The 13,003-nt window shown below is 68.2% G+C and carries 9 protein-coding genes; 4 read left to right on the top strand and 5 right to left on the bottom strand.

Annotation, left to right across the window (positions count from 1 at the left end):
• Positions 1 to 40: 40 nt before the first annotated feature.
• Positions 41 to 937: a BON domain-containing protein gene (locus tag ASC70_RS06370; protein WP_056047702.1), complete on the bottom strand. Its 897-nt coding sequence runs from the start codon at positions 935 to 937 to the stop codon at positions 41 to 43.
• Between the two features lie 211 nt (positions 938 to 1,148).
• Between ASC70_RS06370 and dnaG the strand changes: the two genes are divergently transcribed.
• From dnaG to ASC70_RS06350, 4 genes are all read left to right on the top strand, one after another.
• Positions 1,149 to 3,083 carry a DNA primase gene (gene dnaG / locus ASC70_RS06365; protein WP_056047699.1) on the top strand — a complete coding sequence of 645 codons (1,935 nt, stop codon included), beginning with the start codon at positions 1,149 to 1,151 and terminating at the stop codon, positions 3,081 to 3,083.
• 439 nt (positions 3,084 to 3,522) lie between these two features.
• On the top strand, positions 3,523 to 5,478 hold the full coding sequence (rpoD, locus tag ASC70_RS06360; protein ID WP_047407881.1) for an RNA polymerase sigma factor RpoD: 1,956 nt from the start codon (positions 3,523 to 3,525) through the stop codon (positions 5,476 to 5,478).
• Between the two features lie 426 nt (positions 5,479 to 5,904).
• Complete coding sequence (locus ASC70_RS06355; protein WP_056047696.1) at positions 5,905 to 7,479, top strand: alpha-N-arabinofuranosidase; 1,575 nt, start codon at positions 5,905 to 5,907, stop codon at positions 7,477 to 7,479.
• Positions 7,480 to 7,489: 10 nt separating this feature from the next.
• Positions 7,490 to 8,596 (top strand): glycoside hydrolase family 43 protein, encoded by a 1,107-nt coding sequence (locus ASC70_RS06350; protein ID WP_056048480.1) that lies wholly within the window; start codon positions 7,490 to 7,492, stop codon positions 8,594 to 8,596.
• 18 nt (positions 8,597 to 8,614) lie between these two features.
• Here the strand turns inward: ASC70_RS06350 and ASC70_RS06345 are convergent, their stop codons facing one another.
• From ASC70_RS06345 to ASC70_RS06330, 4 genes are all read right to left on the bottom strand, one after another.
• Positions 8,615 to 9,001, bottom strand: coding sequence for a tautomerase family protein (locus ASC70_RS06345; protein ID WP_056047693.1), 387 nt, complete (start codon positions 8,999 to 9,001; stop codon positions 8,615 to 8,617).
• Positions 9,002 to 9,094: 93 nt separating this feature from the next.
• Positions 9,095 to 11,176, bottom strand: coding sequence for an ATP-binding protein (locus tag ASC70_RS06340; RefSeq protein ID WP_056047689.1), 2,082 nt, complete (start codon positions 11,174 to 11,176; stop codon positions 9,095 to 9,097).
• A 9-nt stretch (positions 11,177 to 11,185) separates the two neighbouring features.
• Entirely contained in the window at positions 11,186 to 11,863 is a 678-nt protein-coding gene (locus ASC70_RS06335; RefSeq protein WP_047407870.1) for a class I SAM-dependent methyltransferase, read from the bottom strand.
• Between the two features lie 69 nt (positions 11,864 to 11,932).
• A complete protein-coding gene (locus tag ASC70_RS06330) occupies positions 11,933 to 13,003 on the bottom strand; it encodes an endo-1,4-beta-xylanase (protein WP_056047685.1) in 1,071 nt (356 codons plus the stop codon).

Here is a 13,003-nt window from a genome sequence, read left to right as displayed (position 1 = left end):
TCCGGGCCACCTCCCCCGCATCGCGGGGGAGGATCTTGCGTCAGCCCATCGGGTCGGACAGCGGCACGATCGGCGCGGGCCGGTCCGTGTCTCGATCCGTCCCAGTGGCTATCCCGGCCTCCGTTCCGCGATCGACCCGCAGGTTGTTCTGGACGTTGTCGACGCCCGAGACGCGCTCGGCCAGGGCTTCGGCGCGCTTCTTGTCCTCGCGTGAGCGGACCGTGCCCGACAGGGTCACGTCGGCGTTCGACACCGAAACCTCGATGCCGGCGGCGTCCAGCCAGGAGTCGTCGGTCAGGCGGTCGCTGACATCCTCGCGGATCCGTTCGTCCGAGCGACGGTAGCCCTTGGGCCCGCGGCCCCGGTGCTCGCCGCGCGCGACGGCGTCGTGCTCGCGCCGATGCAAGGCGTCGTGGTCGCCCATCCACGAGGAGACCTCGTCGCGCGCGCGGTCGAACCAGGTGCGCTCCTCGTGACCCGCTTCGTACGGCGGGCGGGGGCGACGCGGGGCGAAGGCGCGATAGCCGCGCTCGCCGCTGGGGTCGCCATAGTCGTAGCGGTCCCGGTCGCGGTGGTCGAAATAGCGCTCGTCGCCATAGTCGGCCGTCGGGCCGGAATAGCCGCTGGCGCCGTAGTCGCCGGTCGCGCCGCCGAAATCGTGGCCGCCCACGCGGCCCCAGTCGCCCGGCTGCCGATAGCCGCCGGCGCCGGCGCCATAGTCCGCGCTCGAACGCACCCGGCCATAGCCGATGTCGCCGCCCTGCTGGGCCGCGCGCAGGAACTGGCCGCCGCCGCGTCGGCGGCCGCCGCGATAGGCGTTGTCATAGGCCGGGTCGGCCCGGCGAGAGGCGTCGTAGCCGTAGCCTCGGTCCTGGTCGAGGTCGCGGTCCGGCTCGACGTCGAAGCGGCCTTCGTGATCGTTCCATCTTTGCGGCATGGGTCTTCTCCGTGGCGTTCTGGGCGAAGGGCGCGTCGAGGCGCCCCAACGTTCAAAACGGACGGGCCGGAAACGGTGTTCCTAGTGCCGAGCTTGAGATCTGCGGGCCAAAACTGTGCACAAAGCTGTGGAACATGGCTGGCGACCGATACGGACGCAGGGCGTCCCCATATGGTAACGCGTTAACTTCTCGCGCGCCGCCCACTCCTAGATGCGTTTCGACGACCGCTTCCTCGAAGAACTGAAGTCCCGCCTTCGCCCGTCCGACGTGGTCGGCAAGACGGTGAAGCTGCGCCGGCAGGGGCGCGAGTACGCGGGGCTGTCGCCGTTCACCAAGGAAAAGAGCCCGTCGTTCTTCGTCAACGACGAGAAGGGCTTCTACCACTGCTTCTCCAGCGGCAAGCACGGCGACATCATCAGTTTCCTGCAGGAGACCGAGCGGCTGACCTTCGCCGAGGCGGTCGAGCGGCTGGCGTCCGAGGCGGGCATGAGCCTGCCCGAGGTCGATCCGCGCGCCGCCCGCGAGGAGCAGAAACGCTCGTCCCTGGGCGACTGGATGGAGCTGGCCGCCGCCTGGTTCGAGAGCGAGCTGCGCCGGCCCGTGGGCAAGGAGGCGCGCGCCTACCTTGAAAAACGCGGCCTGCCCGAGAGCGAGTGGGCCCGCTTCCACGTCGGCTTCGCGCCGAACAACCGCACCGGCCTGAAGGACTATCTGATCGCCAAGGGGGCCAAGCCGGGCGACCTGGTCGACGCCGGCGTGCTGATCGCGCCCGAGGACGGCGGTCAGCCCTATGACCGCTTCCGCGACCGGATCATCTTCCCGATCACCGACGGCCGGGGGAAGGTCGTGTCGTTCGGCGGCCGGGCCATGGATCCGCAGGCCCGCGCCAAGTACCTGAACGGTCCCGAGACCAGCCTCTTCCATAAGAGTCGGGTGTTGTACGGCCTGTTCGAGGCCCGCAAGATCCTGCACGCCGGCCAGAGCGGTGGCGAGAAGCCGCCGATGGTGGTCGTCGAGGGCTATATGGACGTCATCGCCTGCCAGCGGGCGGGCGTCCCGGCCGTGGCGGCCATGGGCACGGCCCTGACCGAGGAGCAGATGGAGGCCCTGTGGCGCCTGCATCCCGAACCGACCCTGTGCTTCGACGGCGACAAGGCCGGCCAGCGCGCCGCCCACCGCTCGATCGACCGCGCCCTGCCGCTCTTGAAGCCCGGCCGTTCGTTCCGGTTCTCGATGCCGGTCGGCGGCAAGGATCCCGACGACGTGCTGCGCGAGCAGGGGCCGGCGGCGCTGAAGGCCCAGCTCAACGACACCAAGCCGTTCGTCCAGGCTTTGTTCGAACGCGAGAGGGAGATCGAGCCCTTCGATACGCCCGAGCAGCGCACCAACCTGAAGGTCCGGCTGCGCACCCTGGCGGCGACGATCGCCGACAAGGACCTGGCCCACGCCTACAAGGAAGAGCTGCTGGACCGCCTCGACGAGATGCGGGCGGCGCGGCGGGTCAAGGCCGACGCCAGCGACGCGGGCCGGGCGCTCTCGCGGCAACGCTGGGACAACAACGGGCCGCGCCGCTTCGGCAAGACCCCGCCGCTGGCCGGCTCGACGCCCGAAGGCCGCCATGCCGCCCAGGTCCTGCAGCAGGCCCCGCGCCCGTTCTCGGCCGCGCTGCTGGTCGCCGCGCTCCGCGATCCCAAGGTGGTCGACGACCGGATCGAGGTGCTGATGGCCCAGGGCTTCGGCGATCACCGCCTGGACGCCATCGCCCACGAGCTGGTCAACCTGCGCATGGACGCCGACCACGTCGAAACCAAGATGCTGCGCGGGCGCCTGGCCTCGGTCGGCTACGACGACGCGACCCTGGCCGCCCTGGAGCGCTCGGCCGCCCACGTGAAGGCGCTGGACGCCGGCCAGAGCGCGGCCCAGAGCCCGGAGGCGGCGATCCGTGGCCTTTGGTCGCAGGCGTTCGACCTGCTGATCCGCTTGACGGCCCTCGAGCGGGCGGTCGACGAGGCCAAGACCGACCTGGCCCACGAGGGCGACTCCAACACCCTGATCCGCCTGAAGACCGAGCGCGACGCGGTGAAGCGGCTGATCGACAGCGGCGGCTGGACCGATCCCGAGCTGGTGTCGCAGGTGCTGCACTAGGCCACAGCGCGCAAAAAGCAGCGCCACAGCCGTCAATATATGTGACCGGAACCTTCCGTCCCATCTTGACACCGGCGTCACCCAAAGCCACATGCCGACTCAAGGATTTGCCAAGCAGCTGATTGACATCGCTCGGGCCGCCGTTGCGCGCGCCCTCATCGAAATAGGATGTCACCCTCGCCGCGGCCCCAGGTCCCCAGTGGTCGTCTACCCGAACAGGGAGGCGTCAGGCCGCGTTCACGCCTTACGGCCTCCGCCGGGTTTCCCGCGGAGCCCTTCCACATGGCGATTGAGCGCGTGGCCGGACGGCTTCTGACGGGAACGTGATCCTTGGGAGTGCGCTGAGTCACAGCGCTGGCCGGGCTGGTAAGGCCTTTTCGAAACGGATTTTTTCGGCGCCGCTCTTGCACAGACGGCGGTGTCGATTTCGGAGAGCTTGATGAGCAACAATTCCTCGGCCGAGACGGAAGCGCCCGAAACCACCGGTGGTGACGGCCCGCTGCTCGACCTGACCGACGCCGGCGTCAAGAAGTTCATCAAGCAGGCGAAAGCCCGCGGCTACGTCACCATGGACGAGCTGAACAAGGTGCTGCCGTCCGAGGAAGTCAGCCCCGACGCCATCGAAGACACGCTGGCCATGCTCAGCGAGATGGGCGTCAACGTCGTCGAGGCCGAAGAGGACGCCGAAGGTTCCGAGGGCGGCGAAGTCGCCACCCGCGACGAGAACACCACGGTCATCACCAGCGACAAGCCGGCCGCCTACGACCGCACCGACGACCCCGTGCGCATGTATCTGCGCGAAATGGGTTCGGTCGAGCTGCTGTCGCGCGAGGGCGAAATCGCCATCGCCAAGCGTATCGAGGCCGGCCGCGACACGATGATCCGCGGCCTCTGCGAGTCGGCCCTGACCTTCGAAGCCATCATGGTGTGGCGCGAGGAACTGGGCACGGGCCGCATCCTGCTGCGCGAAGTGATCGACCTGGAGGGCACCTACGCCGCCATCAACGGCGTCGCCGCCCAGCCGGCCGCCGAGGACGCCGAACCGGCCGAACCGGTCGACGAGGAAGCCGGCGCCGAACCCAAGCCTGAGGGCGAAGGCGAGGACGACGACGATTTCGACGACGGCGCCGGTCCGACCGTCAGCGCCATGGAAGGCGAGCTGCGCGAAGGCGTGATGGCCATCCTGGACGCCATCGCCAGCGAGTTCGAAAGCTTCCGCAAGCTGCAGGACAAGCTGGTCGGCAGCCGCCTGAAGGGCGAGGATCTGACCGACGCCGACCGCAAGGCCTATGAAGGTCTGTCGCAGACCATCATCCAGCACCTGAAGACGCTGAAGCTGAACAACAACCGCATCGAGGCTCTGGTCGAGCAGCTCTATGCGATCAACAAGCGCCTGATCGGCCTGGAAGGCCGCCTGCTGCGCCTGGCCGACAGCTACGGCATCAGCCGCGGCGAGTTCCTGAAGGCCTATTTCGGCTCGGAGCTGAACCCGACCTGGTCGGATCAGGTCAAGAGCATGGGCGTGCGCTGGACCAAGTTCGTCGAGAACGACGCCCAGTCGGTCACCGACATCCGTGGCGAGATCGCCGCCCTGGCCACCGAGACCGGCGTGCCGATCGACGACTATCGCCGCATCGTCCAGACCGTGCAGAAGGGCGAGCGCGAGGCCCGTCAGGCCAAGAAGGAAATGGTCGAGGCCAACCTGCGTCTCGTGATCTCGATCGCCAAGAAGTACACCAACCGCGGCCTGCAGTTCCTGGACCTGATCCAGGAAGGCAACATCGGCCTGATGAAGGCCGTCGATAAGTTCGAATATCGCCGCGGCTACAAGTTCTCGACCTACGCCACCTGGTGGATCCGCCAGGCGATCACCCGCTCGATCGCCGACCAGGCCCGCACGATCCGCATCCCGGTGCACATGATCGAGACGATCAACAAGATCGTCCGCACCAGCCGCCAGATGCTGCACGAGATCGGCCGTGAGCCGACCCCGGAAGAGCTGGCCGAAAAGCTGGCCATGCCGCTGGAAAAGGTCCGCAAGGTCCTGAAGATCGCCAAGGAGCCGATCAGCCTCGAGACGCCGATCGGCGACGAGGAAGACAGCCACCTGGGCGACTTCATCGAGGACAAGAACGCCGTCCTGCCGATCGACGCGGCCATCCAGAGCAACCTGCGCGAAACCACCACCCGCGTGCTGGCCTCGCTGACGCCGCGTGAAGAGCGCGTGCTGCGCATGCGCTTCGGCATCGGCATGAACACCGACCACACCCTGGAAGAAGTCGGCCAGCAGTTCTCGGTCACCCGCGAACGCATCCGCCAGATCGAGGCCAAGGCCCTGCGCAAGCTGAAGCACCCGTCGCGGTCGCGGAAGCTGCGGAGCTTCCTGGACTCGTAAGCGTCCGGACTTCGGTCAGAACACAAGACGCCCCGGTCGCAAGGCCGGGGCGTTTTTCGTTGTGAACCACCGAGTTCCCTCTCTCTGAGAGAGAGGGAGGGGCCCGCCGCGTAGCGGTGGGAGGGTGAGAGGTTTCACCGCCAGCCGGAAAGCCTCCATTCAGTTCAAGATGCTTGCAGCGAGGCGCGGGCGAACCCTCGCCTGGACGCCGCGTGCGCCGCCCTTAGTCCTCCCCCGAACTTCATTCTGAGAGAGTGTAACCTCTCACCCTCCCACCGCCTGCCGGCGGCGGGCCCCTCCCTCTCTCGATGAGAGAGGGATTTGTGATAACGATATCATTATTCGTGTCTCGATCTTGACAATCGCCCACCGCTGCCATTTAGGCTGCAAATAGTCAGACAAAAACACTAGGGATCGGAAATCGTCATGAGGCCGTTTGGGTTCGCCGCGCCGCTTGTCATCGCCGCCGCGATGGCGCTTTCCGCCCAGGCCGCCACGCCCGAGATCACCGTGACGGCGGATGCCGCCAAGCCCGGCCCGGTCATCAATAGGAATATACTCGGACAATTCGCCGAGCACCTTGGCCGCGGCGTCTACGAAGGCGTTTGGGTCGGGCCGGATTCGAAGATCCCCAACACCCGCGGCGTCCGCAACGACGTCGTCGGAGCCCTGAAGGCGCTGAAGATCCCGAACGTCCGCTGGCCGGGCGGCTGCTACGCCGACGAGTACCACTGGAAGAAGGGCGTCGGGAAGGATCGCCCGGCGACGATCAATTCCAGCTGGGGCGGCGTTCTGGAGACCAACGCGTTCGGCACTCACGAATTCATGGACTTCGTCGACCAGATCGGGTCGCGGGCCTATGTCTCGGTGAATGTCGGGGCGGGGACGCCGCAGGAAGCGGCCGACTGGCTGGAATACATGACCACCGACCAGCCGACCGAGCTGGGCAAGCTGCGGGCCGCCAATGGCCGCGACAAGCCTTACACGGTGGCGATGCTGGGCCTGGGCAACGAGTCCTGGGGCTGCGGCGGCTCGATGACGGCCGCCGAATACGTCCACGACATGCGGCGGTTCTCGAACTTCGCCAAGAACTACAACCCGGCCCAGAAGACCGGCGACCAGAAGATGCTGAAGATCGCGGTCGGCCCCGACCGCGACGACTACGCCTGGACCGAGACGGTGATGCAGGCCTGGTCCAAGAAGGTGTGGAGCTGGGACATCGATGGCCTTTCCCTGCACAGCTACACCTGGCCCAAGGCCAGCGAGCAGGCGACCGGCTTCGACGAGGCCAAGTACGCATCCCTGCTGAAGACCACCCTGTGGATGGAGGAGCTGGTCAGCAAGCACGTCGCGATCATGGACAAGTACGACCCCGAGAAGAAGGTCGGCCTGTTCGTCGACGAGTGGGGGACCTGGTTCAAGGTCGAGGACGGCGCGCCCGGCTCGTCGCTCTATCAGCAGAGCACCCAACGCGACGCCATCGTCGCGGCCCTGAACCTCAACATCTTCGCGCGCCACGCCGACCGGGTGAAGGGCGCCAACGTCGCCCAGATGGTCAACGTCCTGCAGGCCATGGTCCTGACCAGCGGCGAGAAGATGCTGCTGACGCCGACCTATCACGTGTTCCGGATGTACACGCCGTTCCAGGACGCCCGGTTCGTGCCGCTGGCCTACGACGCTGGGACTTACAAGGCGGGCGACGTCAGCCTGCCGCGCCTGGACGCCGTCGCCGCGGTCGGCAAGGACGGCAAGCTGTGGCTGTCCCTGACCAACCTGGATCCTAACCAGCCGCTGCGCATCGACGCCGCCGTGGCCGGCTATGTCGCGGCGGGCGCCAAGGGCGAGACCTTGTCCGGCGACCAGATGGGCAGCTTCAACACGTTCGAGGCCCCCACCCGGGTGGCGCCCAAGCCGATCGCCGTGAAGGCCAGCGGCAAGGCCGCGGTGCTCGAGCTGCCGCCGCACTCGGTGACCGTGATCGGCCTGGACCCGGCGAAGTAGGGCGATGCGCATGAACCGCCTGTTCAAGGCCGCCGCGGTCGCCACGCTGCTGCTGGCGCTCGGCGGCTCCGCCTTCGCGTCGCCCAAGTCGCTGGAGCTGGTGGACAAGCTGGCCGCCCGCGCGCCGGCCGCCGCACCCAGCGAAAAGGCCCGGACCGCGTACCTGCTGGTCTATTTCAAGGACGAGACCCACGCGGTCTATTTCGCCACGTCCGCCGACGGCTTCACCTTCACCGACGTCAACGGCGGCGAGCCGATCTTCACCGGCGCGCAGCTGGCCGAGCAGAAGGGCGTGCGCGACCCGCACATCATGCGCGGCCCGGACGGCGCCTTCTACATGGCCATGACCGACCTGCACATCTTCGCCAAGGAAGCGGGGCTGCGCGACACTCAGTGGGAGCGCCCGCAGGCCGAGTACGGCTGGGGCAACAACAAGAACCTGATCCTGATGAAGTCCTTCGACCTCATCCACTGGACCCACGCGCGGGTGGCGGTCGACGACCTGTTCGACGAGGTCAAGGACCTGGGCGCGGCCTGGGCTCCGGAGACCATCTGGGATCCGGCGGCCAAGGCGCTGATGGTCTACTTCACGACGCGAACCGGGACCGGCCCCGACCACCTCGTCTACAGCTACGCCAATGCCGCCTTCACGACGCTGACCAGCGCGCCCAAGCCGTTGTTCACCTATCCGGTGGCCGGCAAGAGCGCGATCGACGGCGACATCACCAAGATCGGCGGCAAGTACCACCTGTTCTACGTGGCCCACGACAAGCCGGGCTATCTGCGCCAGGCGATCTCCGACCAGATCAACGCCGGCTGGGTGTTCGATCCGGCCAAGGTCGATCCCGAGACCGTCGGCACCGAAGCGCCCAATCTCTGGCGCCGCCACGGCTCGGACACCTACGTTCTGATGTACGACGTGTTCGGAGCCAAGCCGAAGAACAACATGGGCTTTTCGGAAACCACCGACTTCATCCGCTTCAAGAACATCGGCCGCTTCAATGAGCCCGGCTCGCCGATGAAGACGACGAACTTCGCCAATCCCAAGCACGGCGCGGTCATCGCCATCACGCCGGCCGAGGCCCAGCGGCTGAAGGACTACTTCGCGGCCAGGTGAGCGCGGTCTGGGCGGCGGCTAGTCCTTTACGTACGAGGCCAGGCCGTGGCCGAACGACCAGTCCTCGCGCTGGTTGGGGATGATGGTGATCATCACATCCTCGGGGCGCAGGCCCGGATCGCGGGTCAGCCGCGCGACGATCGCCTTGTAGAGCGCCTGCTTGGTCGCCGTATCCCGCGTCGCCGCAGCCGTGATCTGGACCATCACCAGGTCGTCGGTGCGATGAACGCCCAGATAGTCGGGGTCGTAGATGAAGGCGCCGGGCTCGTACTGGTCGATCAGCTGAAAGCGGTCGTCGGGCGGGACGGTATAGGTCTCGGCCAGGGCCGCATGCACCCCGTCGGCGACGGCGCGCAGATATTCGGGCGGCTTGCCCTTGAGCAGCGAGATGCGCACGAGAGGCATGGGGCGGGCTCCGTTCGGTCGAGGACTGAGACCCTAGGTAGGAACCATGACCGCGAAAATCATGGAGGTCGCGAACCTGGCGCGAGGCGCGGCCTAGGCGCTGGCCGCCTCGGCCGGTTCGCCACGCCCGTCCAGCGCCCGGACCACCGCCGCGATCAGCTCCTCGCGACGGATCGGCTTGGCGACATGGTCGTCCATGCCGGCGGCGCGGCAGCGGGCGATCTGCTGGGGCAGGACGTCGGCGCTGAGCGCGACGATCGGGATGGCGGCGATCGGACCGGGCAGGGCGCGGATGGCGCGGGCGGCGGCCAGGCCGTCCATGCCCGGCATGTGAACATCCATCAGGACGAGGTCGAAGTCGCCGACCTGGACGATCTCCACGGCCTGGGCGCCGTCGTCGGCGGTGACCACCTCGCAGCCGGCCAGGGTTAGCAGCGCCTTGCCCAGCTCGCGGTTCATCGGGTGATCGTCGACCAGCAGCACGCGCGCCGCGCGCTCGGCGGCGGTGCGCGGGGCCGGGCGGTGGACGGGGGCGGGGAGGGCCGCCGGCTCGGCCGTCAGTTCGATCCAGAAGCGCGCGCCCTCGCCCAGCTGGCTCTCGACCCCGATCGCGCCGCCCATGCGGGTGACCAGGGCCTTGCTGATGGCGAGACCAAGCCCGGTGCCGCCATAGCTGCGGCTGATCGAGCTGTCGGCCTGGGAGAAGCGCTGGAACAGGCGGGCCTGCACCTCGGGAGCGATGCCGATGCCGGTGTCGATCACCTCGAAGCGCAGGGCGCCGGGCGCGGGGCCGGCGGTGAGCTTGACGGTGACGCCGCCCTCGGCGGTGAACTTCAGGGCGTTGGCCAGCAGGTTCAGCAGCACTTGGCGCAGGCGGGTCTCGTCCAGGGCCAGGGGCGCGTCGACGTCGCTCTCGCCCGTTGCGTCGAAGGCCGTGCTCAGGGTCAGGCCCTTGGCGGCCGCCTCGGGGGCGATGATGGCCACCGTGTCGCGCAGCAGGGCGGCGGGCGAGGTCGGGGTCAGGGCCAGGTCCAGGCGACCGGCCTCGACCTTGGCGAAGTCCAGCAGGTCGCCGACGATCTCGGCCAGCGAGCGGCCGGCGCGGCCGACCAGGTCCAGGTGGCGACGGTTCTCGGGCGACAGGTTCGGGTCGTCGGCCACCAGGGACGCGAAGCCCAGGATGCTGTTCAGCGGGGTGCGGATCTCGTGGCTGATCGTGGCCAGGAAGTCGGACTTGGCCTGGCTGGCGGCCTGGGCGCGGGCCTGGGCGGCGCGGGCGGCCGACTGGCGGCGGATCAGCAGGGCTTGCAGGCGCGCCTGCCGGCTGAGGGCCAGGGCGGCCACGAAGCTGACGACGTACAGCACGACGTGAAAAACCAGGGCGTGACGCAGCGGGGCCAGGGCCACGCGGATGTCCAGGCCGGTGCGCTGCAGGACCGCCGGAATGGCCACGGCCATCGAGGTGGTGACCACCACGGCGACCGCGCGCGGGCCGCCTCGGAACGCGGCCAGCAGGGCCGGAGCGAACAGCAGAACCTGGAAGCTCTCGTCGTTGACGAACACCAGGGATGAGGTCGTCGCCACCAGCAGCAGGGTCCCGGCGGCTTCGAGCGGGCGGACGTGAAAACCCTCCCGATGCCGGTGGTCCAGCAGGATCAGGACCACGGGCAGGACGACCGCCACGCCCAGGACGTTGGACGTGGCCCAGTCGCTCCAGCCGTGGAGGAACGGCAGGCCGCGGTTGACGGCCAGTACGCCGTTGACCCCGATCGCGCCGATCGCCGTTACGGCCGAGGCGACGGCGATGACCAGGAACAGGCCGCGCGGATCGCGCACGCGGGTCGGAACGCGCATCCAGCGCAGCAGGACGGCCGTGCCGACCGTCTGCACGGCGTCGAGCGCCGTGGCGGTCAGGACGAAGCGGACCGGCAAGCCGACAACCAGCTCCAGCGTGATGTGCAAGACCGCGCTGGCGACCATGAAGGTCAGGGCCTGGCGGCGGTTCAGAACCATGACGGCGGCGGTCGCCACCGCGTTGGCGGTCCAGATGGTCGGGATGTTGTGCGTGGCGCCGGCCAGGAACAGGCTGTAGGCCAGGCCCGCGACATAGGCGCAGACCAGGGCCGCGGCCTTGGCGCCCGCCTTCATGCTCTCGGTCTGCGCGAACCCCCACATGTCGGCGCCCTAGTCGCGGATCGCGATCAGCGACTTGGTCAGGAACAGGACCTTCTCGTCCACATGGCGGGCGTCGGGATAGAGGAACGTGAACTGGGCCTTGTCCAGCAGCCGGGCGTGCTGGACGTCGCGCATGGCCGCGCCGATGTCCGGGGCCTTTTGCGAGAAGCCGTGCGGGCGTTTCATCAGCAGCTTGGCCCGCGTCTGCTCCGAGCGCCAATGGAAGAACGGCGAGGAGAAGTGCGGCTCGACCGGGAACCAGAAATACGGCGTCTGCACGTAGTAGCGCGGCGCCAGGCGGCGGCACTCCTTGGCGAAGGCCTCCATGCGGACCCAGTCGCCGACGTGCTCGATCACCGAGTTGGAGTGGACCAGGTCGAAGCTGTCGTCGGCATGCTCGTGCATGTCGCAGGCGTCGCCGACGGCGGCCGTGAACAGCGGGTCATCCACGGTGAACGGCTGTGGGTTGAACAGGCTGATATGGACCTTGTTCGCCTCGAGGAATTGGCGGTCGAACAGGATGTTCCAGTAGGTCGGCTCGCCCCCGAGGTCGGCGATGCGGCACTGGCCGCGCTCGGCGAAGGTCTTCTCGATCAGGGCGACCACGCGGGCGGCCCGCGCCCGACGGAAGCGCGCCGACAGCGAGTTCTCGCTGTCCATGTCCTGGAGGGCGTGGATCAGTTTCATAGCGGCACCATGGGAGGAGCGGCTTGAGATTTGGTGTATGAGAACGGGGTTCGGGGAAAAACGCCCCCTCTACCCCGACAGCACCTCCGCCAGCGCCTGGAACATCGGCTTGGGCCGGCCGGCGTCGTCGAAGGGCAGGCCTTGGTCGGTGGGCCGCTGGCCCGACTGGCCGCGCAGCCAGGAGTCGCGGTCGCGCAGGCCCCAGACGGTGAAGGCGAAGCGCTGCTCGCGCGGCAGGGCCATATAGGCTTCCGCCAGCTCGCGGGTCAGCTCGGCCTGACGGTTCCGCAGGTCGGGCAGGCGCGAGAAGTCGGGCTTCTCGCCCAGCGAGATGTCCAGCTCCGAGACGTGGATCGGCAGGCCGAAGCTGGCCAGCTCGCGCATCGCCGCGCGGCCCATGCCCGGACGCGTGAAGTCGAGATCCAGGTGGCTCTGGGTGCCGATGCCGCCGATCGGCGCGCCGGCCTTCAACAGGCGCTCGACCATGCGCATGAACGTCGCGCGCTTGGTCGGGTTGTTCTCCAGGTGGTATTCGTTGACGAACAGCACCGCGTTCGGGTCGGCTTCCTTGGCGTGGTGGAAGGCTAGGACCATGTGCTCGTCGACACCGAGATTGCGGGTCCAGATCGACTGGCGCAGATCCACGCCGTTGTCCGCCACCGCCTCGTTGACCACGTCCCAGCCCACGGCCTGGCCGCGATAACGGCCGGCGACGGCCAGGATGTAGTTGCGATAGGCGTCGGCGAAGGGGCGGCCCTGGCCGTCCAGCTTCAGGAAGGCGGGCATGGCCTGGTCGTACCAGACCAGGGTGGTGCCATAGAGCCGGATCCCGTGGCTCCGCGCGAACGCGGCGATGGCGTCGGGACGGTCGAAGCGGAAGCGCCCGTCGTCCTGGAGGATGTACTCCATCTTCATCTCCCACTCGGGCGTGAGCTGGGAGTAGTGGCGGGCGAACAGCTCGGCGAAGGCCGGGTCCTGGATCTGGGCGTGCTGCACGCAGGCGCCGACCGGGGTGGAGGCGATCGACTTCAGCGGGGTGGCGTCCCGCTGGCCTTCAGGGGCGTGGCTGGCGGCCTCGCGACCACAGGCGGAGAGGGCCAACGCCGAAGCGAGCGCGGAGCGGCGCGTGAGCCGCTTCAT

This window comes from Caulobacter sp. Root343, assembly GCF_001425745.1.
Taxonomy (GTDB): domain Bacteria; phylum Pseudomonadota; class Alphaproteobacteria; order Caulobacterales; family Caulobacteraceae; genus Caulobacter.
The sequence above is the reverse complement of the archived record's forward strand: the minus strand, read 5'-3'. Positions and strand labels throughout refer to the sequence as shown.

Coding starts and splice junctions, on each gene's coding strand:
- ASC70_RS06370 (WP_056047702.1), bottom strand. CDS start 937: ATGCCGCAAAGATGGAACGATCACGAAGGCCGCTTCGACGTCGAGCCG.
- dnaG (WP_056047699.1), top strand. CDS start 1,149: ATGCGTTTCGACGACCGCTTCCTCGAAGAACTGAAGTCCCGCCTTCGC.
- rpoD (WP_047407881.1), top strand. CDS start 3,523: ATGAGCAACAATTCCTCGGCCGAGACGGAAGCGCCCGAAACCACCGGT.
- ASC70_RS06355 (WP_056047696.1), top strand. CDS start 5,905: ATGAGGCCGTTTGGGTTCGCCGCGCCGCTTGTCATCGCCGCCGCGATG.
- ASC70_RS06350 (WP_056048480.1), top strand. CDS start 7,490: ATGAACCGCCTGTTCAAGGCCGCCGCGGTCGCCACGCTGCTGCTGGCG.
- ASC70_RS06345 (WP_056047693.1), bottom strand. CDS start 9,001: ATGCCTCTCGTGCGCATCTCGCTGCTCAAGGGCAAGCCGCCCGAATAT.
- ASC70_RS06340 (WP_056047689.1), bottom strand. CDS start 11,176: ATGTGGGGGTTCGCGCAGACCGAGAGCATGAAGGCGGGCGCCAAGGCC.
- ASC70_RS06335 (WP_047407870.1), bottom strand. CDS start 11,863: ATGAAACTGATCCACGCCCTCCAGGACATGGACAGCGAGAACTCGCTG.
- ASC70_RS06330 (WP_056047685.1), bottom strand. CDS start 13,003: ATGAAGCGGCTCACGCGCCGCTCCGCGCTCGCTTCGGCGTTGGCCCTC.